The sequence below is a fragment of the Thioalkalivibrio sp. ALRh genome (genome assembly GCF_000381425.1).
GTDB lineage: Bacteria > Pseudomonadota > Gammaproteobacteria > Ectothiorhodospirales > Ectothiorhodospiraceae > Thioalkalivibrio.
On sequence record NZ_KB906519.1, the window covers coordinates 1,303,283 to 1,328,294 of the forward strand.

Annotated in this window: 21 protein-coding genes and 1 tRNA gene; 10 read left to right on the forward strand and 12 right to left on the reverse strand. The window is 63.6% G+C overall.

Translation table 11 applies throughout. The features are described from left to right. Positions 1-9: 9 nt before the first annotated feature. Genes F791_RS0106200 through F791_RS0106215 form a run of 4 tightly spaced genes read left to right on the forward strand, consistent with a single transcriptional unit; the run spans position 10 to position 3,106 of the window. Positions 10-603 carry a PilZ domain-containing protein gene (locus F791_RS0106200; RefSeq protein ID WP_018139497.1) on the forward strand — a complete coding sequence of 198 codons (594 nt, stop codon included), beginning with the start codon at positions 10-12 and terminating at the stop codon, positions 601-603. 43 nt (positions 604-646) lie between these two features. Next, entirely contained in the window at positions 647-1,465 is an 819-nt protein-coding gene (locus F791_RS0106205; protein WP_018175000.1) for an acyl-homoserine-lactone synthase, read from the forward strand. Continuing rightward, complete coding sequence (locus F791_RS0106210) at positions 1,455-2,231, forward strand: PEP-CTERM/exosortase system-associated acyltransferase (protein ID WP_018174999.1); 777 nt, start codon at positions 1,455-1,457, stop codon at positions 2,229-2,231. Before F791_RS0106205 ends, F791_RS0106210 begins: the two co-directional genes overlap by 11 nt. Beyond that, the gene (locus tag F791_RS0106215; RefSeq protein WP_018174998.1) at positions 2,231-3,106 is read left to right on the forward strand and encodes a ThiF family adenylyltransferase; all 876 of its coding nucleotides are present in this window, start codon (positions 2,231-2,233) and stop codon (positions 3,104-3,106) included. Before F791_RS0106210 ends, F791_RS0106215 begins: the two co-directional genes overlap by 1 nt. Before the next feature lie 123 nt (positions 3,107-3,229). On the opposite strand, the gene pepA is transcribed toward F791_RS0106215, so the two are convergent. Continuing rightward, on the reverse strand, positions 3,230-4,060 hold the full coding sequence (gene pepA / locus F791_RS0106220; RefSeq protein ID WP_019592349.1) for a flocculation-associated PEP-CTERM protein PepA: 831 nt from the start codon (positions 4,058-4,060) through the stop codon (positions 3,230-3,232). 236 nt (positions 4,061-4,296) lie between these two features. On the opposite strand from pepA, the gene F791_RS0106225 reads away from it, so the two are divergent. Beyond that, positions 4,297-4,965: a class I SAM-dependent methyltransferase gene (locus tag F791_RS0106225; RefSeq protein ID WP_018174996.1), complete on the forward strand. Its 669-nt coding sequence runs from the start codon at positions 4,297-4,299 to the stop codon at positions 4,963-4,965. A gap of 90 nt (positions 4,966-5,055) precedes the next feature. On the opposite strand, the gene prsT is transcribed toward F791_RS0106225, so the two are convergent. The 5 genes from prsT to F791_RS0106250 form a co-directional block, all read right to left on the reverse strand. Continuing rightward, positions 5,056-7,836, reverse strand: a complete 2,781-nt coding sequence (gene prsT, locus F791_RS0106230) for an XrtA/PEP-CTERM system TPR-repeat protein PrsT (protein ID WP_019592350.1) — start codon at positions 7,834-7,836, stop codon at positions 5,056-5,058. A gap of 34 nt (positions 7,837-7,870) precedes the next feature. Then, complete coding sequence (gene prsR, locus F791_RS0106235; RefSeq protein ID WP_018174994.1) at positions 7,871-9,208, reverse strand: PEP-CTERM-box response regulator transcription factor; 1,338 nt, start codon at positions 9,206-9,208, stop codon at positions 7,871-7,873. 26 nt (positions 9,209-9,234) lie between these two features. Continuing rightward, complete coding sequence (prsK, locus tag F791_RS0106240; RefSeq protein WP_018174993.1) at positions 9,235-11,301, reverse strand: XrtA/PEP-CTERM system histidine kinase PrsK; 2,067 nt, start codon at positions 11,299-11,301, stop codon at positions 9,235-9,237. A gap of 3 nt (positions 11,302-11,304) precedes the next feature. Continuing rightward, a complete protein-coding gene (locus F791_RS0106245) occupies positions 11,305-12,699 on the reverse strand; it encodes a TIGR03013 family XrtA/PEP-CTERM system glycosyltransferase (protein WP_026333008.1) in 1,395 nt (464 codons plus the stop codon). Between the two features lie 133 nt (positions 12,700-12,832). Then, complete coding sequence (locus F791_RS0106250) at positions 12,833-13,471, reverse strand: XrtA/PEP-CTERM system exopolysaccharide export protein (protein WP_012983857.1); 639 nt, start codon at positions 13,469-13,471, stop codon at positions 12,833-12,835. 518 nt (positions 13,472-13,989) lie between these two features. Between F791_RS0106250 and F791_RS0106255 the strand changes: the two genes are divergently transcribed. Both F791_RS0106255 and galE read left to right on the forward strand, forming a co-directional pair. After that, positions 13,990-14,571, forward strand: coding sequence for an ElyC/SanA/YdcF family protein (locus tag F791_RS0106255; RefSeq protein WP_018993292.1), 582 nt, complete (start codon positions 13,990-13,992; stop codon positions 14,569-14,571). A 60-nt stretch (positions 14,572-14,631) separates the two neighbouring features. After that, positions 14,632-15,684, forward strand: a complete 1,053-nt coding sequence (galE, locus tag F791_RS0106260; RefSeq protein ID WP_019592352.1) for a UDP-glucose 4-epimerase GalE — start codon at positions 14,632-14,634, stop codon at positions 15,682-15,684. Between the two features lie 43 nt (positions 15,685-15,727). Here galE and F791_RS0106265 read toward each other — a convergent pair whose 3' ends face one another. Further along, complete coding sequence (locus tag F791_RS0106265) at positions 15,728-18,928, reverse strand: DEAD/DEAH box helicase (RefSeq protein WP_019592353.1); 3,201 nt, start codon at positions 18,926-18,928, stop codon at positions 15,728-15,730. Beyond that, the gene (locus F791_RS0106270) at positions 18,925-19,338 is read right to left on the reverse strand and encodes a (deoxy)nucleoside triphosphate pyrophosphohydrolase (RefSeq protein ID WP_081622277.1); all 414 of its coding nucleotides are present in this window, start codon (positions 19,336-19,338) and stop codon (positions 18,925-18,927) included. The genes F791_RS0106265 and F791_RS0106270 overlap by 4 nt, the downstream gene beginning before the upstream one ends. Before the next feature lie 463 nt (positions 19,339-19,801). Between F791_RS0106270 and F791_RS13685 the strand changes: the two genes are divergently transcribed. The 3 genes from F791_RS13685 (at position 19,802) to F791_RS0106280 (ending at position 22,897) form a co-directional block, all read left to right on the forward strand. Then, positions 19,802-21,715, forward strand: a complete 1,914-nt coding sequence (locus tag F791_RS13685) for an AAA family ATPase (protein WP_156000512.1) — start codon at positions 19,802-19,804, stop codon at positions 21,713-21,715. Positions 21,716-22,099: 384 nt separating this feature from the next. After that, positions 22,100-22,420: a hypothetical protein gene (locus tag F791_RS0106275; RefSeq protein WP_019592355.1), complete on the forward strand. Its 321-nt coding sequence runs from the start codon at positions 22,100-22,102 to the stop codon at positions 22,418-22,420. A gap of 57 nt (positions 22,421-22,477) precedes the next feature. Further along, the gene (locus tag F791_RS0106280) at positions 22,478-22,897 is read left to right on the forward strand and encodes an SRPBCC family protein (protein WP_019592356.1); all 420 of its coding nucleotides are present in this window, start codon (positions 22,478-22,480) and stop codon (positions 22,895-22,897) included. 3 nt (positions 22,898-22,900) lie between these two features. On the opposite strand, the gene def is transcribed toward F791_RS0106280, so the two are convergent. From def to mutY, 4 genes are all read right to left on the reverse strand, one after another. After that, a complete protein-coding gene (def, locus tag F791_RS0106285) occupies positions 22,901-23,437 on the reverse strand; it encodes a peptide deformylase (RefSeq protein ID WP_019592357.1) in 537 nt (178 codons plus the stop codon). A gap of 28 nt (positions 23,438-23,465) precedes the next feature. Continuing rightward, a tRNA-Phe gene (locus tag F791_RS0106290) sits at positions 23,466-23,541 on the reverse strand. Between the two features lie 92 nt (positions 23,542-23,633). Next, complete coding sequence (locus F791_RS0106295) at positions 23,634-23,909, reverse strand: oxidative damage protection protein (RefSeq protein WP_012983847.1); 276 nt, start codon at positions 23,907-23,909, stop codon at positions 23,634-23,636. Further along, positions 23,893-24,948, reverse strand: coding sequence for an A/G-specific adenine glycosylase (mutY, locus tag F791_RS0106300; protein ID WP_019592358.1), 1,056 nt, complete (start codon positions 24,946-24,948; stop codon positions 23,893-23,895). The genes F791_RS0106295 and mutY overlap by 17 nt, the downstream gene beginning before the upstream one ends. Positions 24,949-25,012 lie beyond the last annotated feature (64 nt).

The following is a 25,012-nucleotide window of genomic DNA, read 5'->3' on the forward strand; positions in this document are numbered from 1 at the left end:
GATTCTCAAATGCACGACGATCTGGGCCAGAGAAGTCTCGCGCAGAATCTGGCGGAGTTCTGGCATCCCGCCATGCTCAAGCGGAACTGGAGCGAGCGCCTCGCACTGATGAACGACATCTACCGACAGCTCCATCGGTTCAGTGCCAGTGACGAAGAGTACGAGTCCTGGGCCGGACAGCTGGTGGAGGCCGTAATCGACCGGCTCGGGGAACCCCCGATTACGGATCCGGCTCAGGCCGATCTCTACGCCTGTTCGCCGAACCCGAGGCACTGGTCGGCCGCATTCGCCTGGCGCTACGGCCGCAAGACACCCGGCCGGCCCGAGCAGCGCTGCTGGCCTCGGTATGCGGTCAACCTGCTGACCGAGATCGGCATCCGAAAGGAGTGGCGCAAGTGCCGCCTGATGGATCTTTCGCGGGGTGGCGCGCGGATTGCGCTGGTCGGGCAGTACCCGTATTTGCCGCCGGATACCGCCTTGCAGCTAATGCTCCCGACCGCCGGGACCTTCGATGCCGTCGTGGTATCCGATCGCCGAGTGGGTCTGGGCCTGCGTTTTCTCAGGCGCAATGGTCCGGGTCAACGCATCGACACGACGGCTTGAAGGCATGCGCCTCTGGCCGGGGAAATCCGTATTGAATTACGCAATGGAGGACGAACGTTTGTATACCCATGCTGGCGTCGAACCGGGACGCCCCACCTCAGATCGTTGCCTGCCGGATGGGCACTCCCCGTCCTATCAGGTGTATCTCGCCACGGGCGCCCGGGCGCGTCGCATCCACTATCGGATGCGCTACGCGGTGTACTGTCTGGAGACTGGTTTCGAAGCGGCCGAGCGTTACCCGGAAGGTTTCGAGCGCGACATCCACGACGAGCACGCCGCTCATTTTCTGGTGCGGATGGGCGGGCTGTACGACGGCGGGCACTGGGTTGGCGCCATGCGTCTGATCCGGCCGGAGGCGGGTCTCCTCCCGACGATGGCCGCCGGGCATCTGTTTGAGGATGCCTTCGCGACGCCCAGGGTCGAGTCCCCGCGGGTGCTCGAGGTTTCCCGTCTGATTGCTCGTGGTTCACCGGAACGCGGATCGCCGCGTTTGCTGTATCACCTTTGCCAGGCCGCCCAGGCCTATGCCGAAGACCACGGGTATGACTTTCTGCTGTTCATGATTCGACCAGCCCTCGCGCGTCTGCTCCAGCGCCACCATATCCCCATCGAGCTGTGTGGCGAGGCCTGTGATCACCGGGGGCTGCGGCTGCCGTTTCGTGCATTGACTGCCGAGTCCGGCCTGGCGCTGTCCGCCTGGCGCCGCCGGCTGGGGCTGGGCGACGCACCGGCGCGTCCCCACTATGCGCAGCTGGCCGGGCACCCACCGTTCCCGTACCGCGCGGCGCCGGGGTACAAGCGTTGCTGGCGCCCGCGTGTGTATCACGCCCCAAGGGCTATGGAAGTGCCCTGTGCAGGATGACCCGCTCATCACGGCATTCTGCCGCTATTTTTCTCTGGTGAAGCCGGACAAGGAGCAGCTGGAGGCGGTGTACCGACTGCGCTACGAGGTCTACTGCCGAGAGTTTCGTTACGAGTCTCCGGAGAACTGCCCGGGCGAGCGCGAGATCGACGAATATGACGCCCAGTCCACGCATTGCCTGCTGGAGCATGTGGTGAGCGGTACCCACGCGGGCTGCGTCCGGGTCGTGCATGTCGACGCGCGTCAGAAGATCCACGAACTCCCGATGGAGCGCCACTGCGATAACTGCTTTTACGAGACCGAATTTCGCCCGGACCGGCTGGAGCGGGACGCGATCTGCGAGGTCTCCCGACTGGCCGTCAATGGCCTGTTCCGGCGACGTCTGGGGGAGTCGGTCACTCCTGTCGGGGACCTTCATCTGCTGAATGTGCCTCTGGAACAGGCGCGTACCTTCCCGCTGCTGGCGTTGAGTCTGTTCATGAGTGCGGTCGCCATGATGGAGATCGAGGGCCGCTCGCATGCCTTCGCCATGATGGAGCCGTCGCTGGCGCGCATCCTGCGTCGCCACGGCCTGAAGGTGAAGCAGATCGGCACGCTTCAGAACTACCATGGTCGCCGCGCGCCGTTTCATATTAGTCTGCTTACAGCCCTGGCCGGGATTCACCGTTCACCGTCGCTGAGCCAGCTGTATGCACACTCCTATGCCAATCTCTCCGACCCCCATCCCTCCGACTCTCTCTGGGACGCGATTGCCAGCGCGGCCTGATGCCTGAATTCGACTATCACGCGGCGTTCCGGCGCACCCATGGCTGGGTGACCTGGCCGGAGATGGAACGCCTGCGCGGTGCGCGGGTGGCGATCGCCGGTCTTGGGGGTGTCGGCGGGAGCCATCTGCTGACGCTCGCCCGCCTGGGGGTGGGGCGCTTTCATATCGCGGATTTCGACTGCTTCGAGCTGCACAACATGAACCGCCAGGCGGGGGCCGGCATGTCCCGTTTGGGCCGACCCAAGGTCGAGGTCCTGCGCGAGATGGCGCTGGACATCAATCCGGAGCTCGAGATCACCACATTCCCGGAGGGGGTGTACCAGCACAATCTGGAGGCCTTCCTGCAGGGTGTGGATCTCTACGTCGACGGGCTCGACTTTTTCGTGTTTCAGGTCCGCCGCGAGGTCTTCGCCGCGTGCGCGGAGCGGGGGATCCCGGCGATCACCGTGGCCCCGCTCGGCATGGGGGCCGCATTGCTCAATTTCCGCCCGGGTGGTCTGTCGTTCGATGACTACTTCGACCTGCGTGACGGGTTGCCCGACGAGGAGCTGGCGCTGCGTTTCATGATGGGCCTGGCCCCGTCGATGATGCAGATGGGCTATCTGGCCGATCCTGCCGCCGTCGACCTGAGGGCGCAGCATGGCCCGTCCACCGTGATGGCCTGCGAGCTGTGCGCCGGGGTGATGGGTACCGAGGCCCTGAAGATCCTGCTGGGGCGTGGCCGTGTCGTCTGGGCCCCGCGCGGCGTTCACTTCGATGCCTATCGCCAGCGCCTCGCCCGCACCTGGCGCCCCGGTGGCAACCGCAATCCCCTGCAGCGCCTGCTGCTGGCGATCGGACGACGTCGACTCGCACGTCTCCGGGCTCAGGTCTGAACAGCAGCCATCCAGCCTCGCGTTTCGTATGTTCGGACATAAAAAAAACCCCTCGTCCGAAGACGAGGGGCCGGGAGAGGCTTTCCACCCAGGGGGGAGCAGAAGGCCCAACCACAAGGGCTGCTAGGCAGCCAGGCCAGTCTCGCGGCGGCGGCGTCGCGTGGCGACGAAGCCGAGCATTACCAGCCCGGTTCCCAGCAGAAGCAGCATGCCCGGCTCGGGTACCCCGAACCACCGGGCGTCGGCCGAGCCGACCACATCAAAGGTAGTGCGCTGATCGACTTCCTCGAAACCCTCGATAAAGTCGAACTGGCCCGATACTCGGACATTCATGTAGAACGGGTCCGGACTGGTGAAGAATTGCTTGCCTTCATCCGTCAGCATCCACTCGTTGAAGATGAGCGCGAAGCTGCCGATATCGTCCGAGCCGGGTTCAAAGCGACCCGCGCCCCGCTCGAAGATGTCGGACCAGCCTACGAGGATGTCATCACCCGTGCCGCCAAGGGCCACACCGTCGGCCGCATCGCCCGAGTTAAACCCGAAGGTGGTATCCAGATTCGGATCCAGGTAGAGCGCGATCGAGCCGGTGGTGCCGGTGAACTCGCCCGAACCCGCGTCGAAAGTCCCGGAGGACTCGAACACGGCATACAGGCCATAGAACAGATCACCGTCGTCCCCGCCGGCGCCCAGACGATTGCTGACGCTTGTACCCCCAAGGAAGTACTGACCTACGTTCCAGTAGGCCGCCGCGTCGAAGGAACCGTCGGTATCGAGGGTCAGCAGCTCCTCATACCCGCCGGTAATACGGTCAACCTGACGTTCGCCGACCGCGATCGTCGAGAGATCGAGCTGCGAATCATCAATCGTGAAGACGCCGGCATGTGCGGTGCTCGCAAGCCCCAGACTGGCCACTGCCAGTACCGCCCCCAGCGCTGTTTGCTTGAACCTTTCCATGTTGTAATCCTCCACCAGTTAGCATCAATTTGTTTGGGTTAACGCTTACTTCCACTTCAATTTGCTAGTCGTCCTGTCTTGCGAGTGAAGTAAAGCAGGCTGCGTGCCAAAAGTGCTAACTATCGGATTTTCAAGGCGTTTGTTTTGTTTTTCCTTGGTCCTGGAAAAGGGCTTTGTAAAAAAAACGGACGGCGGAGTTGGGGGCTCGGCCGTTCTTTCCGTGAAGGAGATGCCACATGTCCAAGCGTGCCAAGACCCGCGACGAGATTGCCGAGGCCTACAAGTCGCCACCCTGGTGGTACGACGCGCGGGGGTTTTTCATCCTGACCTTTGCCTACAACAGCACCCTGGGCGCCCAGATCCGGTTTTTTGGCCGCAACATGGGGGCCCGGCATCTGGAGATCGGCTGCGGTACGGGGACGTTGCTGGAGATGGCGATCAAGTGGCGGCGCCGGCGCAAACTGCCGGAGAGCGAAATCGTTGGCGTGGATTACGCCGAATCCATGCTGGCGGGCGCGCGCCACCGCTTCGCAAAGGACGAGCACGTGACTGTCAAACACGCCGACGCCGCGGAGCTGCCGTTCGCCGACGGCGAGTTCGATACGGCCAACATCGCCAACTCGGTACACTGCTTTCCGGATGTGGACGGCGCCATCCACGAGGCCTTTCGGGTGCTCAAGCCGGGGGGCACCCTGGCCGCGAACGTCCTGCTGTATCCGCGCACGCCGCAGCCACTCAAATTGATTGCCGAACGCATCAACCGCTGGGGCATGCGCAAAGGCATCCTGCATACCCCGTACGAGGCCCGCGATATCCTGAGTCGCTTCACCAGCGCCGGGTTCCAGGTGGTCGACTCCTCGATCTCGGGCAATTGCTACAACCTGCTGTTGAAGAAATCGCAGTAGTCCTGGCGCCAGTTTCGACGCTGGCCGGAAAAGCTGAAGCCCACGCGGACGTGGGCTTCAGCTCGGCGGGTCTTTTTCGCTTTTCCGGTTTTACAGCGACTCGTGCAGCGACTGCGCCCGTTCGCGTTCCGGGAAATCTTCGTGGGCCTCCAGCAGCTCCGTCAGCAGGTCGCGCGCCTGTTCGGTTTCGCCGCTGGCCTGGTAGGCCTGCGCCAGATGGAACCCGATATCCGGTGCCTGCGGGCTCATCCGGTAGGCCCGCTGAAGGGTCTCCAGCGCGTTCTCGGTGTCGCCGCCCTCCAGCAAGACCACGCCCAGGGTGTCGAGAATCGCGGGCTGATCCGGGGCCAGTTCGACAGCCCGCTGGGCATACTCGCGGGCGCGGGGGTTGTCGGTCTCGCGGGCCAGCCATGCCGCATTGTTCAGCGCGATGACATCGTTGGGCCGCTGTTCCAGCACGGTTTCGTAGGTTTCCAGGGCTTCGGCCTCGTGGCCGGCGTTGATCTGCGCCGAGCCGAGCAGGTGGCGCGAGGCGAGATCAGCGGGGTGGTCCTGCAGCCAGCCCTGCAGCGTCTCCAGGGCCGCGTCGGAATGGCCGGCCCGCTGCTGAACCTGGTATTTCTCCACCAGCCAGTCGCGTCGGGACTCACGCTCAAGGGCGCGTTCGTAGCCCTCGATCGCCTTGTCGAGCTCGCCGGCTTGTGCGTCGAACCAGGCCTGTTGCGCGATCACCTGCGCCGCCTCCGGGGCGCGCTCCGCGACGGGCTCGAAGACCTGACGCGCCTCGTCGACCTCGCCGGCCAGACTCAGGTGGCGGGTCAGCACCATGCGCGCGCTCATGTGGCTGGAGTCGATCGACAGCGTCTCGCGCAGGGCCGTGACGGCCTGCTCGGTCTCGCCCAGCGCGGCGAGATTGCGCGCCTGCCGGAAGCGCAGCTCCGCGGCATCCGGCCGCAGTACGGCCAGGTGCCCAAGCGTCTGTGCCGCGCCCGCGAAGTCCCCCTCGCGCTCCTGCTGATCGACCAGCAGGCCCAGCACTCGGGTGTCGTTGGGGTGATGTTCACGGGCTTTTTCCAGGGTGGATCGGGCGGCGGCGTGATCCTCCTGCTGGTTCTGGGCGCGTGCCAGCATCAGGTAGGGCTCGATCCGATCCCGGTGCGCCTCGATTGCGTCCTGCAGCCAGCGCTTGCCGGCCTCCATCTCGCCCTGCTGGAAATGCAGTGTCGCCAGCCGAATCGCCGAGGTGGGATGCCCGGGGTCGCGTTCCTGCAGGTCCTCGAGGATCTCGCGGGCCGTCTCCAGGTTGCCCTGGCGGACCTCGAGCGAGCTCAGGTTCAGGGCCAGGGTGCTGTTGTCCGGATGGAGCGACAGTCCTTCCTGATAGATCAGGCGGGCCTCGTGGGTTTCGCCCATCCCCAGCAGGGCGGCGCCCATCAGGTTGAAGCCCTGCGGGTTTTCCGGGTCCTTGTCGCGCAGACGCTGGGTGGCCTCCAGGGCCTGCTCGTACTGCCCATCCCGGATATGCGTCAGGGCCACCGAGTAGTCGGCCAGGCGTACATCCGCGCTTTCGCTGGCGACTCGGTGCAGCAGCGCCATGCCTTGCTCGTGGTCGCCGTGCCGCACCAGGGCAATCCCCAGCATCTCCTGCAGTTCCGGGCGGTCCGCGCGGTTGGCCAGGGCCTCGCGCAGGACCTCGATCCCGCTTTCAGTGTCGCCCTCGCCGATATAGAGCGCGGCCAGCTGATCGCCCAGGGCTTCGATCAGGTCGGGCCGCTCGCTCAGTGCCTCGGCCAGGATCCGTCGTGCATCCTGGGTGCGGCCCTGTTCAATGCGCAGCTGGGCCAGCAGCCGATAGCTCATCGCGTTGGCCGGGCCCAGCGCATGGTGGCGCTCCAGCAGGCGTTCCGCCTGGGACCAGTTGCCTTCTTCCAGCTGGATGGCCGCCAGATAGGGCATCGCGAGGCGGTAGTTGGCCGAGGCCGCCAGCGCCTCTTCCAGGTGGGGGCGAGCCTGCAGGGGTTCGCCCGTCTCGAACTCGATCAGCCCCATCAGGAAGTGGCCGCCGGCGTGGTTGGGTGCGCCATCCTTGAGGAATTTGCCATCGGCCCGGGCCTCGTCGAACTGCCCCAGTTCGACGTGCATCAGCCCGCGCTTCAGGCGTTCGGCGATCGCATCCGGGCGCAACTCGACGGCGCGGCTAAAGGCCTTGAGTGCAGCCTCGGGGTCGCCCTGCACCCGTTCCAGGTCTCCCTTGAGGGACCAGGCAGGCGAAAATTCGGCGTCCGTTTCCAGGGCCGCATCGGTCATCTTCATGGCCTGCTCGGCGTCGCCATCGGACATCGCCTTGTAGGCGCGCGCCAGATGAATCTCGACCAGATCGTCATGCGCCTCGCGGGCGGCCTCAAGATAATCCGATCCGGCAGTGGCGTCTCCCGCCTGATAGGCCGCCAGCGACCGATAGGCCAGCAGGCGCGCGGCATCCTCGCCTTCCAGGCCATCGGCCTCGGGGATCTCGGCGATTGCCCCACTGCCACCCAGCATGAACAGCAGCCGCGCCAGGGGCAGGGCGTACTCGTTCGGGTCCGCGCCCGTCTCCAGGGCTCGTTGCAGGTGGCGCACGGCCGGTTCCGGCTGCTGGTCGCGCAGATAGGCGAGGCCCAGGCGGCCGCGCACCTCGGGGTCCGGATTGCGCTGCAGCACGTTGCGATACTCGATGGTGGCCGCGGCATATTCGCCTGCTTCCATGTGGCGCTCGGCACGTTCGCGGTGCTCGGCCTCGGTCGGGGTGCCCAGGGCATCGCAACCGACCAGGGTCAGCGCCATCAGCAACGGAGCCAGGCGCGGGAGGGTGCGGCGGGGCGCGCCCACCACACGGGATACAGAACGGGGAGTCTTCATGGCGGGTTTACCTCAGGCCAAATTTGTCGAGCAGGCTGTAGAGCGTCGGCCGTGTGATTCCGAGCTGGTCGGCGGCCTGGGCAATGTTGTTCTTGCTGCGGGCCATCGCCTTCAGGATGGCCTCGTGTTCTGCGCTGTCGCGGATATCGCGTAGTCGTACCGCCGGGGCCTCGCCCTCGGGCGGCTCCAGGCCCAGGTCCTTTGCGGTAATCAACTGGCTGTCGGCCATGATCACGGCGCGGCGGATCAGGTTTTCCATCTCGCGCACGTTGCCCGGCCAGTCGTAGGACTCGATCGCGTGGGTGGCGTCCTGGGTAAAGCCGCGGCGCGGCCGCCGCTGATCCTGGGTGAAGCGGTCGAGCAGGTAGTGCGCGATCAGCGTTGCATCCCCCTTGCGCTCGCGCAGGGGAGGAATCGAGACCGAGATCTCGCTGATGCGGTAATACAGGTCTTCGCGGAACTCGCCCTGCTGGATCAGCGCCTTCAGGTCCTGGTTCGTGGCGCCGATGATGCGCACGTTGACCGGGATCTCGCTGCGACCGCCGAGGCGTTCGATCTTGCGCTCCTGCAAAAAGCGCAGCAGCTTGGCCTGCAGGCTGTGCGGCAGGTCACCAATCTCGTCCAGGAACAGGGTCCCGTTGTTGGCGTGTTCGATGCGCCCGATGGTCTGCCGTGTGGCCCCGGTAAAGGCGCCTTTCTCGTACCCGAACAGTTCGCTTTCCAGCAGGTTCTCCGGGATCGCCGCGCAGTTGATCGCCACGAAGCGTTCATCCGCGCGCCCGCTCAGGTCGTGCAGCGCGCGTGCCAGCACCTCCTTCCCGGTGCCACTCTCGCCCAGCAGCAGCACGGTGGCGTCCGAAGGTGCGACACGCTCGACTACCCGGCAGACATCCAGCATTCCCGGGTCGGCGGTGATGACCCCGCTCAGGGACGCCCCGGGCTTGCGCGCCAGCTTGCGGTTCTCCGCCTCGAGGCCGTACAGGTGGGCAGCGCGATCGACGATCATCCGCAGCAGGTCGGATTCGACCGGCTTGATGTAGTAGTCGTAGGCGCCCAGGGCCACGGCCTTGAGCGCGTTCTCGCGATCGTCATTCCCGGTGACAACGATGACCTTGGTCTCCGGGTCCATCGCCAGGATGTCCTGCAGCAGGGCCAGGCCCTCGGAAGCATTGGCCGGGTCTGGCGGAAGGCCCAGGTCCAGTGTCACCAGCTCCGGCTGATGGCGCCGCATCCTGGACATGGCGCTTTCGCGGTCCTCGGCCTCCAGGATCTCGTATCCCTCAAAACACCAGCTCAGCTGGTTGCGCAGACCCTGATCGTCTTCGACGATGAGAAGCTTCAGCATGGAACCCTCGCAATCACCTGCGGCCTTCATGACGGTTCAGCCATGGCCGGTGCCATCTGCAAGGGGAGCTTCAGGGTAAAGATCGTTCCGACGCCGGCCTCGCTGTCGACGGTGATGCGTCCTCCCATGCGCAAAACTCGATCCCGCGCCTCATATAAACCAATCCCCATCCCTGCATTTCCCTTGGTGGTTTGAAAGGGCTTGAAGAGCCGATTTTTTAGAAAAGCCGGCTCCATACCGCTCCCCGTGTCTTCAATTTGAACAATAGCCCAACCCCCTTCGGTGTAAAGATTGAGATTGATTGAGCCGTCATCCGGCGTAGCTTCTTGAGCATTTCTTACAAGATTGAGTAGTACATTTTTAAGTCCCTCCTGGTCCCCGATGACGGCCGCGGGTTCGCGCAGGTCGAGCCGCGGCAGGGGCGAGCGGTGGCTGCTGGCCTCGGAGACCTCGGCGAGAAGCCGATCCAGCGGGATGATGCGGCTCGGTGTGTCGGGCGTGGCCTGGGCGTGGCGCAACTGGGCCAGGGTCCGCTCCAGCCGGTCGCGGGCATTGCTCACCGTGTTCAGGGCATCGCGGACAAAGTCCGGGTTGGACAGGTGACGCTCCGCGTTGGAGCACACCAGGGACAGCTGGGCCGAGACGTTCTTGAGGTCGTGCACCAGAAACGCCGCCAGTCGGTGAAAGGCCTCGAACTGGCGGGCCTCCAGCAGGGCCTCGTCGGTCTGCACCAGCGCGACATACACCGCGAGCTGGCGCCCGGCGGTCTTCAGGAGGTCGCGTTCCTCCCAGTCGATCTTGCGCGGCGCGCGGGGCTGGGCGAGCACGACGAACCCCTGCAGACGCTCGCCCTTGAGCAGCGGCACCACCACCCACAGGCGCGTGTTCTGCGCCAGCCATTCGGGCAGTTGCAGGCCCTGATACAGCTCGGGGTCTCGGCGGTATTCGTTGAGGTCGATCACCCAGCCGGTGCGCGCGACGAACTCCACCAGTGCCCCGTCGGGCTCCTCCGGGGGATAACTCGGATCGCCCAGGTTCAGTACCCCCTCCAGGGCGTAGGGGCCGTTGCGGTCGCGCACCCAAAGCAGCCCCCCAGGGCTGTCCACCAGTTCGCCGATCGCCTGGATGGCGCGTTGGCGGAACGGGATCTCGTCATCCTCGGCCGAGAGCGTTCCGGTAAACCGCAGCCACTCCTGGCGGTAATCGAACGAGTAGCGAAAGAAGTGCTTGGCCAGGAAGACGCGCAGACGCGACCGCAGACTGCCCGAGGCGACGATGACGGCCAGTAGCAACGCCGCGCCGAACAGAAACACTACCTGCAGGAAGGCACCCAGATCGCCCCCGACATGCCGCAGGTAGTACCCGGCGGCCCCGATGGCGAACAGATAAAGCCCGGCGCCGATCAGCGCCGCGGTGTGAAACAGCAGGTGGCGCGAGACCACCGGGGCCTCGCGGGCCTGCAGCGGCCGGCGGGCCAGCGAGATCGCGAGCAATGGCACGATGAGCGCATTGACCAGGCCGCGGGCCTGCCAGGCCGGGCTGTTGATCGCCCCGAACAGTACGAGATCGGCAAACAGGAAGAGGTCGAAGGCGAACATCGCCCCGAGGCCCAGGCTCAAGAACTTGATCTCCCAGCGCCGCTGCAGGGGCGTATTGCGAAAGACCTGCTCGACCAGCACCAGGCCCAGCACCGCCATGCCCAGCATCGCAGTGCCCACCCAGGCGCCATAGGTTATCGGGAGCGGCAGTGCCAGGGCAGCGAACACGCCGAACATCAGCGCGGCGGTGACGATCATCGCCGTGCGCAAGGGTGCGGGTGGGCGCGTGCTCGGCTCGCCGCGACGGGCGAGCAGGGCGAACAGGACCGCGAACCACCCGGCGTTGCGCAGCACCTCGAAGGCCCCGCCGGAGACCGGTGCCTCGCCGATCTCGTGCGCCACGAGCGCCATGTGCAGCGCCCAGATCACCGACAGCAGCGCCGCGCCCGCGACCCACAGGCTCCCCGGGCGCTGCCGCCAGGTCCACAGGGCCAGCACCACCAGGACGAGAAAGGCGAGGGCGGCCAGGAGATAGCTGGGCGCGGCGAGATTCATGGCTCAGCGGGCCCCGCGGCCAAACAGGACGACGCGGACCGTCTCGAACAGGATCATCAGATCCATGAACAGGCTGTGGTTCTTGACGTAGTACAGGTCGTACTGGAGCTTCTGCCGGGCATCCTCGACCGATGCGCCGTAGGCGTAGCGCACCTGCGCCCACCCGGTGATACCGGGGCGGATGCTGTGGCGCGCGAGGAAATACGGGATCTGCTCGCTGAGCTGCTCCACGAACACCGGGCGCTCCGGGCGCGGCCCCACGAACGACATGCGCCCCTGAAACACGTTGATGATCTGCGGCAGCTCGTCGATGCGCAGCTTGCGGATTACCCGGCCCACGCGCGTGATGCGGTCGTCGTCACCGCTGGCCCAGCGGGCCACGCCGTCCCCTTCGGCATCCATGCGCATGCTGCGGAACTTGCAGATCTCGAACGGCGTGTTGCCCTGGCCGACCCGGGTCTGCCAGTAGAGCACCGGCCCCGGGCTGTCGAGCTTGATGGCGATCGCGGTCAGCAGCATTACCGGCAGGGTCGCCACCAGCAGGGCCGTGCTCGCCAGCAGATCGAAGCTGCGCTTGACCAGGGCGCGTGCGCGGTGCTGGCGGAAGCCCCCGCCAAACACCAGCCAGCTGGTGTTGATCCCGTCCAGCTGTAGCTGGCGGTCCTCGCGCTCGAAGAAAGTCGACAGGTCCGTGATGCGGATGCCGTTGAGCTTGCATTCCAGCAGCTGGTTGATCGGCAGGTTCTCGCGGCGCTCGCGCATGCCCACCACGATCTCCTCCACCCGCAGCGAGCGCGCCACATCCAGCAGGCTGGTCTTGTCGTCCAGCACCCGGAGTCGCTGCTGGTCCACCAGCCGATCGGTCTCGCGCTCGGTCGCCACATAGCCGACGACCTGATAGGTGGCATCGCCCCCGTCGGGTCCGGCATGGCGTACCTCCAGTGAGCGCGCACGGCTGCCCGTGCCCAGGACCAGGATGCGCCGCTTGAAGGCATCGGTCTCCGACAGCCCGCGAAAGAGGCTGCGCTCGGCCGTCAGGCTTGCCAGCAGGATCACCGCGCCACTGCCCACGATCGTCGGTGTCAGTACGCTGCTGGCCGTGAGCAACCCGTAGATCGCCAGCGCGCCACCCGCCAGGACCAGAGCCCCGCCCAGGCGCACCACAGCGGATCGCAGGCTGAACCTTGCCAGGCACTCCTGCTCGTAAAGCCCCACCAGCATCACCGCGAACAGCACCACCGCCACGGCGATCAGGAGTTCCGGCATCCAGGGGTCGACCGGGCCCAGCGACAGGGCGAACAGGGCGAGCGTCAGGTAGAGCGCGATGTAGATCGCAACCAGCTCCAGCCCCACCAGCGCCAGGATCCGTCGCGATACGTAATGTCCAAGTATGCGCATGCTCAAGATGCCCCCCGGTCACCTCCCCCAGAGCCGGGGAGGCGATCGATGCCTGTTTCTTTCCCGAAACCGGGTTGTCCGCTCGGCTTGTAACCTGCGGGCACGGCAAGAGGCCTTGCCGTGCCCGCACCGGTCAGAAGCGGCGTTCCGGGATGATCAGGATGTCGCCCGGCAACATGTCCACGTTGGCCGAGATGTCGCCCCCGTAGATCAGGTCGTTCAGGCGGACGCGGTACTGCTGGCGTTCGCCGTTTTCGTTGCGCACCAGCACGGCGCGGTTGCCGGCCGCGAAATCGGTAATCCCGCCGACCGCGATCATCACATCCATCACGGTCATCTCTTCGCGGTACTGCAGCGCCTGAGGCTCGGCCGCCTGGCCGATCACGCGCACCTGGCGGGCATAGGGGCCAGCAAAACTGGTCACCATCACCGTCACGATCGGGTCGCGGAGGAAGTCGGAGAGCTTGTCTTCCATGTCCCGCGCCAGCTCACTGGGGGTTCTGCCGCTGGCCTGCACGTCTTCCACCAGCGGCGTGGTGATCTGGCCATCCGGCCGCACCGCCACTGCGGTGGACAGATCCGGGTTGTTGCGAACCGCGATATTCAGCGTGTCTCCGGGACCGATGATGTACTGGTCCACCACCGTTTTTTCCACGGTCGAGGGGGCATCCGGATAGGGCGTGGTGGTGCAGGCGCTGGTCGTCACCAGGACGAATGCCAGGGACAAAATGAGAACAATAAAAGCACTTTGTGGGCTGGTCTTGACGGTCATCGCTTGTCTCCCCTTTGGGCGTGTAAGGAAACGCTTCCGCTTCCTTGAGTCAGTCCAATTTGACACCGCCGACTTCATTGTCCGGCGAAACCCGGACCCGGCCCTGATCGTGCCCGGACCCGTCTCCGTTTAGCCTCGAAACGGTGCGGGCAATAGCAAGCACTTAGTTAGTATTGGCTATTCCCCTGGATAATCGATGTTAGACGTGGCACCCGGCCCAGACCATCAGTCTTTAGACTGACGATGGGGTGTTTTCCGTTCGGTTTATTTGGTCCTTTCAAATCCCGTTGGTGGGCCCAAAATAGGGTCCTTGATTTTGCGTCTACTACCGGGGAAAAACGTTGGACCCCATCCCTCTGCGTCTGCTAGCCAATTGGCTTCTTCTGCCTCCTTCCGGTCCTCTCATACTTGCCATTGTCGGGTGGATTATTTACCGAACAAATGTTGGAAAAGTGCTGTTGGTAATCGGCCTTCTATTGAGCTATTCCTTGTCTACTCCTGTATTTAGTTACGCACTCATGAAGCCCTTACAGGAGGGTTTTGCGCCGCCGGACGACAACCAGCTGGCGGACGCACAAGCGATTGTGGTGCTGGGGGCCGGGTATCGCAGTGGAGCCGAGGAGTTCTCGGGCGAGACCGTCCACGACCTGGCACTGGTGCGCCTGCGTTACGCGGCGTACCTGCACCACCGCACCGGGCTGCCCGTGATGGTTTCGGGCGGGGGCCCCGAGGAGCGAGTTCCAGAAGCCGACTACATGGCAGAGGTACTGAAGGAATATGGCGTCCACCCGATCCTGCGGGAACCCAATGCGCGCGACACCTGGGGCAATGCCCGGCACTCCGCCGAGCAGCTGCATGCAGAGGGGATCGAGCGCGTGGCACTCGTGAGCCATGCCCATCACATGCCGCGCGCCACTTGGTCATTCGAGCGCGCGGGCCTGGAGATTATCCCGGCCCCGACCGGTGCCTTTGTGCCGCGTGATAGCGGCTGGTCCCTGGAGGCCTTCCGCCCACAGGCCAGTGCGCTCTGGGCCAGCTGGCTCGCGCTGCACGAGTACTGGGGCATGGCCTGGTATCGCTGGCAGTACGGGCCCGAATAGCCCGGCACGCCACTCATTTATGTACAGCCGTTCGATCAACGACGAGGCGAAGGTTTGGCGATGAAAATCCTGGTAACCGGTGGAGCGGGCTATATTGGTTCACATGTCGTGCGCCAGTTGCTGGCCGATGGTCACGATGTCGTCGTCTACGACAATCTCAGCACGGGGCACCGCTGGGCCATTGGGCATGCCGCGCTGATCGTTGGCGACATGGCCGATCGCCAGCACCTGCACAGTGTCCTCGGGGAATATGCGTTCGACGGCGTCCTGCACTTCGCCGCCAGGATCGTCGTCCCGGAGTCGCTGGCCGATCCACTCGGATACTACGGCAGCAACACCCGTAACACCCTGAACCTCCTGGAGGGGTGTCAGGCGACAGGCGTGCGTTTCCTGGTCTTTTCGTCGACCGCCGCGGTATACGGTATCCCGGCACAAAACCCCGTCGACGAAACCAGCCCGCTGCTGCCCATCAACCCCTATGGCGCATCCAAGGTCATGTCCGAGCGGATGATCGCCGACTTCGGCCAGGCGAGTGATCTGCGCTACGTCTGCCTGCGCTATTTCAACGTGGCCGGCGCGGCCCCTGACGGGACGCTGGGCCAGGCCACTCCCAACGCGACCCACCTGATCAAGGTCGCCTGCCAGGCCGCCCTGGGCGAGCGCGAGAACATCACCGTCTTCGGGACCGATTACCCAACCGCCGATGGCACCTGCGTAAGGGACTACATCCACGTCGAGGATCTGGCCGCCGCCCACCTGCGCGCGATGGACTACCTGGTCGCGGGCGGCTCCTCGCAGGCCCTCAACTGCGGCTATGGCCACGGCTACAGCGTGCTGCAGGTCCTCGAGTCCGTGCAGCGCATCAGCGGTTACCGATTCCCCGTGATCCATGGTCCCCGCCGTGCCGGCGATCCGCCAGCCCTGACCGCAGACGCGTCCCGCATCCGCGACCTGCTGGCCTGGTCACCCGAGTACGACGACCTGGACCTCATCGTCCGCCACGCCCTCACCTGGGAACGCCGCATGACCACCGCAGCCGCACCCCCACTGGCCGTCCGCCTCCGCCCCCTGCCCATGCCGGAAACCACCGCCCACGCCTACGGCGCCCCCTGATCCTCCGTTGAGGCGGCCGTCCGCAAGCGGGCAGTCTCTCCCGTTACAGGACCGTGCGGCGGGCGAGGTGCAGGAGCCGCGCGGGCAGCTCGTACTCCAGCTCCCAGATGATGCTCATCGGCTTGCTGCCTTCGTGGTGCTGGTAGCGCACCGGGCCGCAGAAGGTGAATGGCTCGCTGAGGCCCGTCGCATCGCGCTTGGCCCGCCGAATGAAGAGCATGGGGGTGTAGCCACGCGCCTCGTGGTGGATGTAACGCTGCCCGGTCTCCGAGGTGGGGGAGGTGCCGGACTGCGACTGCCAGTGGAACCGCCGCTCGTTGAGGGCGTAGTCCTCGTACATGGTGGTGGGTGAGAACTCCTGCTCGGATTTCTCCAGGGTCACAAACAACGCATCCACCCGCCGCTCCGGTACGTGCCGCACACCCTCCTGCTGGGTGATGGGCTTCTCCAGGCTACCAAGTCCCAGCGCCAGCAGGATCTGCTCGCGGGTGTAGGACGCGTGCAGTTCCAGTGGCCCCGTCTGCTCCGGGAAGGTGATGCCGCTGGCGGGGACGAGTCGCTCGTGTCGCCAGGCGGCGACTTCCTGGAGATCCCGGTACAGGGGGCGCTGTTCGCGGACGAAGGCGTCCACGGCGGATAGGCCCCCGTCCCCCGGCCGCGTCTTGCCCCATAGCGTGCTGTGGACGAGGGCCAGCCGGAGCCGATCTTCTTCGGCAAGCTGCTCCACGTTCGCGGCCGGCTGCGCCAGATGGGTCTGCAGGGTTTCCAGCAACTGGTGATCGTCACACCGCGCCAAGCGCTGCAGCCCGCGTTTGAGGCCGCTGGCATAGGGTCCCAGCGCTTCGGTCGACTCGCCTCCGCAGTCCGCGCGCAGCCGGGAGGGCAGGTCCTTGCGCAGCAGGTCTTCCGCTTTATCCATATGCAGGCAGTCCAGCATCTTGGGCAGGCTGGCGGAGTCGATGTCCTCCCGGAAACAGTCCTTCAGCTCGCGGACGAGCTGCGGTCGCTGGCGGTTGATCTGCGCACGGATGTTGTCGAGCACGTGCTGGGTGGCCAGGCGGTCGAGGTGGATCAGGCAGCCGCTGGGCAACCAAGGGAAGCCTTCCTGAATCTGGTGATCCACCCGCTTCTCCGGCCGCGCGCTCAGGGCCCGGAACCGAGCGGCATAACGAAAACGCCGATTCTGCGGTGCGACGAAATCCAGCACGGTCAGGTGCGGCTTGCCCTCGTGCAAGCGCAGGCCGCGGCCCATCTGCTGTAGGTAGACCGTCAGGCTCTCGGTCGGGCGCAGCAGCAAAACGGTATCCACCTCCGGCAGGTCTACGCCTTCGTTGTAGAGGTCCACCGTAAAGATGAAGCGGATGCGCCCCGCGCGCAGATCGCGCTGTACCGAAAGCCGCTCGTGATCCGGGCTTTCGCCAGTCAGCACCGCGCTGGGCACCTGCTTGGCCGAGAAATGCTCGGCCATGAATCGGGCATGGTCGCAGCTGATGCAGAAACCCAAGCCCCTAACCGAGCCGAGATCCGTCGCGTGTTCTTGCGCCTGCCGCAGCACCCAATCGGCGCGCGCCCGATTGCCGGTGAACACCCCTTCCAGTTCTTCGGCGTCATAGCCCCCGCGCCGCCAGCTCACCCGGCTCAGATCCACGGACTCATGGTCGGCCACGCCAAAGTAATGGAACGGCACCAGCAACCGACGCTCGATCGCATCCGGCAGGCGGATCTCATGGGTATAGCGCTGCCCGAAGTGCTTGCGGATATCGTCGGCATCCGTGCGCTCCGGCGTCGCCGTCAGGCCCAGCAGGCACTTAGGCCGCACATGCTCGAGGATGCGCTGGTAGCTGCCGGCAGTACTGTGGTGCGCCTCATCCAGCACCACGTAATCGAAATGCGCCGGGTCTAGGTGATCGAGGTCCCGTGCATTCCAGCTCTGCACCGTGCAGAACAGATGGCGGTCCTGGCTCGGACGCGCCCCGCCCACCAGCACGTCGCCAAACTCTCGGTCGTGCAGGACCTGACGGAAGGTCATCATCGCCTGGCGCAGGATCTCCTCGCGGTGGGCGATGAACAGCAGCGACGGGCGCCCCTTGTCCGCCTGCTCACGCGCAAAGCGCCGATAGTCGAACGCGGCGATCATCGTCTTGCCGGTCCCGGTGGCCGCGATCACCAGATGACGGTCGATGCCCGAACGGCGCTCGCGCTGGATGTCCTCCAGGATCTCCTGCTGAAAGGCATACGGCCGCAGGTCGAAGAACGCGGTGGCGTCTTTGTGCGCCCCGGGCCCCGAGCTGGATTCCGACTCCAGCGCCTGTTGCAGGCGGGGGAGGTCGTCTGTGGTGAGCGGTTCAAACTCCGCCGGGTCTGCCCAATGCGCCTCGAACGACGTCTGGATCTGGCGCCACATGTGCGGCAGCTCGTATTCGCTGACCTTGGCCGTCCACTCCAGGCCCTCATCCATCGCCACCCGCGAGACATTCGCCGAGCCGATGTAGGCGCTACCGAAGCCTGTGTTGCGATGGAACAGGTAAGCCTTCGCATGCAGGCGCGTGCGGTGGGTGTCGTAGGAGACCCGGATCTCGGTGTTCGGCAGGCTCAGCAGAAACTCGATCGCCTTGAGATCCGTGGCTCCGAGGTATGAGGTCGTCGCAATCCGCAGCCTGGGAGATCCATCGGCCGTCGGGGTCTCGGTAAAGCGCTTCAGCGTCTCGCGCAGGGCGCGAATGCCACTCCATTTGATGAACGACACCAACCAATCAGCCCGCTCCGCACTGGCCAGCTCTTTATCGATCTGCGTGACCAGACTCGGTGTGCGATCGGATCCAGTCAGCAGGCTGGACAGAGCCAGCGGAACATCCGGCCGCGGTGTCTCCTGCTGCCCCACCCGGTCGGCCGCCGGGGAACGCACCTCCAGCAACTGCCGAAACGGCGGCTCCGGAAGGTCCTCCTCGATCCCGCATAGCGGATGCCCCGCCGCCGCCAGCGCATCCGCCAGCCCCTGCACGGCCCGCGTCCAATCGTCGTGTCCCTTTTCCCGCAGCTCACCCGCGCGCTCCGCGAGCCGCTGAGACAGCTCGGCGACGAGGCTCATCCCCAGATCGTCGCCCTCTAGGCTCTGGCTCCAGCGGGCGTGGTCCTCCAACCCCAGGGCCTCGAGCGCCTGTCGTACCCGCGGCGTATCCAACCGTTCATGCAGGCCGACCCATTGGCCACTGGACAGGGACTTGGCGGCGCTATCTCGGCTCATTCGGAACGTGCGGCAATGAAGGCTTCGAGCAATGGGATGTCCGCAGGCGCGAGCTCGAGCCCGCGCGCCTCCGGCGGCGAGACCCAGCACCACCGATCGTGCACGGTCAGCACCGGGCTTTCGTCATCCGTCCACGCGCGCAGCGCCACCAACTCAAGGCCCCCATTACCCGGAATCGGCGTACGCCCAATCTCTTCCCCTACCCGGAGCCCCATCGACAGCTCTTCCCGAAATTCGCGGCACAACGCAGCCTCCAGGCCTTCCCCCGGTTCCGCCTTCCCACCGGGAAATTCCCAATACCCCGCCAACGGTTGATTGGCCCCGCGACGCGCCAGAAAGATCCGCCCCTGTGCATCCTCCACAATGCCGCAGACCACCACCTGATTCGCTTCCTTGAGCGTTTCCAACACCGGCTCCCGGTTCCCCCTGGCCGGATCGTACCAGGGAACGCCGCCACAGCTCCCGCCGGAAGCTCGTTTCTCGGGCCACGCGTGGTGTCTCCGGTCGTCACGCCACACTGCGATAACGGTGATATACAGATTCTGTATAGCACCGTGCTTTCTCACGCTCGTGCCGCCGATCTCCTCGCATCGACCCGGCTCAGCGCACCCGCAAGCCTTTAAGGTCAGCCCCTCCGCCTCCCCTATGTTGGCCCGGTGGGCCGGTGTAAGACTTTGACCAAGAGACGAAAATCGTTCGGCCCAGCGCGTGGGGCGCCCTGCCACTCGACGCGACGACCACGACCATGATAAGGGTATGGTTTCCTCGTGGCCGTGTGCCACCGAGAGGAGAACGTCGGGATGATATGCAGAATCTGTATTTAACCAATATGACAGATTCCGTCTAATCTACTGTTTGGTGCCAGATCCAAATATGCTGCAAATACACGGAACGAAAGATAGCTCGTCTGAGTACAGAGCGGCAGAAATGCTCGCGCTAGCTGCGTCTACAGCAATGCCGGAGATTGAACAAGAACGCGACCTAGTGCTCCATATATTTCCGTCAATCCAATGCTTTGGGCAGCGATTTCAAGATATAGACTTGCTTGTAATCTTTGCTGATTATAGGGAAGGTGAAAAACCTTATGGAATCCACTCATTTTGTGCATGCATTGAAGTAAAATCACATTCCGGTGAGGCTGTTAGGTTTGAAGGTGCGAAGTGTATTGTTAAATACAATGGACAAGATCACGACGTAACCAATCAGAGTGAAGGTCAAAAATATTCTGTACGAGACTACATAAAGAAGAACAATCGAAATAAAAGCTCTCCATATATAAATAATTTAATATGGCTTACGTCAGTTTCTAAAACACAGTTACCGAAATCATTAAATAATATTCTTGGCATGGACTCGGACTGGGAGGGCTTTTGCTCCACATTGTCCTCGTTAAATAACAATAAAGATTTAGCTTCTTTTAGTTCAAGGAGTTATCTCCATAGTATTTGTGAAATATTTTCACGCAGATTAAAACCATCAAAAATCGATCGGAAACGATTAGAGGCCATTACCAAATCTATTCTGGATCGAACTCAACAGCAATATGCAGAAAAGCTCGGCAAGCAATTACTCATATACCGTGGTCGTGGCGGGACAGGTAAAACAGTTCGGCTAATAAGAACGGCGTACCAAGCGTATGACGAGATGGGATTTCGCGTTGTCCTTTTAACATATAACCGTGCTTTAGTTGCCGATCTACGTAGGTTGCTAGCATTGTTAGGTGCAAAAGATGCTGTTGGTAGAGGCAGTATATCAATAAAGACCATTCAAAGTTTTACTCATGAGTGGCTATTGCAGCTAGGCGTTATAGCTAAACAACAACCTAATTTCTTGGCAGAGTATGAGAAGTACATGGATATGGCGCTCACATATATTCGTGATGGCGCTCTTTCTGATGATGATATATCGCAAGCAAGGGCAACGGCCAGCAAAAACCTTGCGTGGGATTTGGTTTTGATAGATGAATCACAAGACTGGCCTGCCAGTGAAAGGGATTTAATTTATCAGTTATATGGATTTGAAAAAGTTGTTATCGCTGATGGAGTAGACCAATTTGTTCGTGGTGTAGAAAGAATCGATTGGAGAGAGGGAATCGATCGATCAAAGTCCCAGATTGTTCCGCTACGGAAAAGCCTAAGGTTAAAGTCCAGCCTTTGCCAAGCTGTTGGCTATTTTGCTGAACAAATCGAATATGCCGAATGGAATCTGCAACCCTTACCTGAGGCTCATGGTGGCAGAGTTATTATCGTCATAGGTGATGCTCTGTCGGAGCAGTTCCACAGAAGGCTCTCCGCAACAGCTAAAGATGACGGAAATCACCCGATTGATATGCTTTTTTGCGTTCCGCCAACTTGGGTAAAAACCAGTATGAGTGGGGATAAATCATCAATCGTGGCAGAGCAGTATCAAAAGTGGGGCTTAAGGACTTGGGATGCAGTTAATCCAGAATTACGTGGTGCGTATCCGACAAGTTTGGAGCAATATCGTATTGTTCAGTATGAGTCTTGCAGGGGGCTAGAGGGGTGGGTCGTTGTTAATTTCGGGCTAGATGAATTTTTTGACTATAAGCGTTCTAATGCAGAAATTTCGGAAGGAGAAAAAAGTGACATGTTCTTTGATGATGAAGAATCAGCGATGGAATATGCAAAAAAATGGATAATGATTCCATTGACACGCGCAATAGACACCTTGGTTTTGCATGTAAGTGACGAAGAGTCATATATTGGTAATCTGTTGCTTGAATTACATGATAAGCACCCAGAATCAGTGCAGCTATACAGGTATTAGTACACTAGCTAATTAGCATAAATATCAAACAGCCCCTAACAAGCACAGCCAGCAGGACAAACATTACGCTGGCGCTCCATGTTTGCCTCTGCTGTAGGCGTTGGGCCTGGAAGGGCAGTTGAAGGGACCGCGGGGGGTCTACCTTTGGATTTCGCAGGCCGGCGAAGGGCGTTGAGGTGTTCTAGACTCGAGACGGCGGCGGAGGTGCGGCTTGTGGGGTCCGCACTCCGCTTGGAGGTGCTCGGTTCTGAAATGCCGCCTTCGCCGCCCCTGCATCATCCGGAGCGTCCCACGTGGATGGTGCCCACTCTTCTGGAGTGATGGCTGAAAGGTAGACGAGACGCCGGATGAGTTTTGGCGTCGGATCTTGCCTGTAGGCACACCATGCGCAGCGTAGACAACATGCCGGTGCTCGACTGGCAGGACGGCAAGAGCGCCATGCGGGCAAAGTTTCAGGTGATGCACGAGGAGCCGGTGGTGCTGAAGATGCCGGCGGACATGGACTGGTCGGTGAACGAGGGCGAGTTCGGCTGCACGCTGGACGAGAACGGCATGCCGCGTGACTGCGAAGGCAGCAGCCTGCTGCATCATCTGGCGGAGCTCAATGACATGCCGGCGCTGGAAGATATCGCGAAGGCCTGTGCCTACTCCAGCTCGCGCGTGGATATCGACGCCTCGGGCTCCCGCATCATCGTGCACGACTGATCGGGCCTGGGCCGCCGGCCCGACCGGCGGCGACCCTGCCACCTGGAGCGGTGGGCGATGTCGGTGATCCACCACGAGATGGAGATCGACGCTGCTCCGGAGGCGGTGTTCGAGCTGATGGCCCGGGTGGAGGCGTTCGCCGCCTACAGCGAGGCCATCGAGTCCATTACCCGCGTCGGACCCGAGCGCTACCGCTGGCGTGTGCGGGTGGCCGGGGTGCCGCTGACGTTCGATGTGGAGGTGCTGGTCGCGGTCCCGCCGCGCCTGCTCGGCTGGCGCGCGCTGGCCGGGTTATCCTGCGAGGGCTGCTACCGGCTGACGCCGAGCGCGCGCGGCACGCATCTGGATCTGGCCGTGCGCTGCGGCGACGAGAATCCCCTGACCGATGGCCTGCTCGGCCTGGCGGCCCACCCGCTGCTGGATGCGCTGGGGGCGGAGGTGGTGCGCAACGCATGGCCGCGCCTCCACGGGGCGTGATGACTACGGCTCCGCGTGGAACTCGCGGTATTCGTCGAGGAAGGCGAGGCGAGTGGTGTCGGTGACGCGGTCGATGAACAGGGTGCCGTCGAGGTGGTCGATCTCGTGCTGGAACACGGTGGCGAGGAAGCCTTCGGGTTCCAGGTGGCGGGGCGTGCCGTCGGGCTCGCGGTAATCCACGGCGATGTGGCGCGGCCGGGTGACCTCACCGCGCAGCCCGGGTACGGACAGGCAGCCTTCCCAGTAGCGTTGCGGGGTTGGGTCCAGCACGGTGACGACGGGATTAACGAGCACCAGGCGGCCGGTCGGTACGGCGCCGGGGTAGCGGGTATTGCCCGGCTGGATCTCGATCACAGCCACGCGTTGCGGAACGCCGATCTGGGCAGCAGCCAGGCCGAGGCCTTCGCTGGCGTGCATAGTATCGACGAGGTCGTCCACCAGGGCGTGCAGCCCGGGGCTGTCAAAATCGGATTCGGGTACCGGGTCGCAGACGCGACGCAGGTCGGGGTGCCCCATGCGCAGGATACGGCGAACGCTCATGGGAAGGATGGTGCCACAGGAGAGATAATGGTGGCCGGGGACGGAATCGAACCGCCGACACGGGGATTTTCAATCCCCTGCTCTACCGACTGAGCTACCCGGCCATTTCTCGGAGGGATTCGCCCTTCGGGCGAAGGGCGGTATTAAAGCGGTCCGTGGCGGCTACGTCAAGCAATCGCCGCCGAACCGCCGGGAATCAGGACTGGTTCGGGTCGACGAAGCCTTCCGGCTTTTCCGAACCATCGCCGAACAGGAACTTTTCCATTTCCTCTTCCAGGAACTTGCGCGCCTTGGGATCGACCGGGGTCAGGCGGTATTCGTTGATCAGCATGGTCTGGTGGCCGAGCCAGGCCTGCCAGGCCTCCTTGGACACGTTCAGGTAGATCTTCTTGCCCATCTCGCCGGGGTAGGGCGGAAAATCGAGCCCGTCGGCCTCTTTACCGAGTTTCACGCAGTTAACGGTTCGTGCCATTGCCGGAATCCTTGTGTTCGTGCAGATAACGCTGGATGGGAGCCGGGATGCCGACCGCCCGTGATGTGCCGGGTTTATACCAAATCGCCCTGTCGCCTTCCATGATCCCACACGCGTTCGGCGGGAGCCGGTAGCAGTGGATGCGCAGATCGAGGTGGTAGTGACTGAAGGTGTGGCGCAACCCGTTGGTGTCTTGTGCCTCGGCCTGCGGCCACTGGCTGCGCACCCACTCGTCGAGTTCGGGCGCCGCGGCGGCCTCGGGGAGGCTGTACAGCCCGCCCCAGATGCCCTGTGCCGCGCGTTGTACCAGCAGGCTGCCCTGGACGGTTTGCAGGTGGGCGGCGTGGCGGATGCGCGTGGGCAGGTCCTTGCGTGGGCGCGGCGCGGGCAGCTCTCCGGTCCGGTCTTGCGCCAGGGCCTGGCAGTCGCCGGCTACGGGGCACTGCGGGCAGTCCGGGCGCGTGCGCGTACACAGGAGGGCGCCCAGGTCCATGATGGCCTGGGTGTAGTCGGCGCAGCGGGTGGTCGGGGTGCGTGCCTCCGCCTCGGCCCACAGTTCGCGCTGGACGCTCGGGCTGCCGGGCCAGCCTTCGATGGCCGCGTGGCGGGCGAGGACGCGCTTGGCGTTACCGTCCAGGATGGGCTCCGGCCGGTCGTGGGCCTGGGCGATGATCGCGGCCGCCGTGGAGCGGCCGATGCCGGGGAGCTGTTCCAGGGCCTCGCGCGTATCCGGAAAGTCTCCGCCATGCTCGCTCACGATGTGCTGTGCGGCGCGATGCAGGTTGCGGGCGCGGGCGTAGTAGCCGAGGCCGGACCACAGATGCAGGACCGTGTCCTGGTCGGCGGCCGCGAGGGATTCGACGTCGGGGAAGTGCTCCATGAAGCGCAGGAAGTACGGGGTCACCGTTTCCACGCGTGTTTGCTGCAGCATGATCTCGGAGACCCAGACGCGATAGGGCGTGCGAGGGTGCTGCCAGGGGAGGTCGCTGCGGCCGTGCCGGGCGAACCAGGCAAGCAGCCGTTCGGCAAAGGGTGTCATTGCGGGGGTGTCGAAATGAAGCGGCCGGCCTCGAAGGCCGGCCGCTTGAATGCCGAGTTCGCCG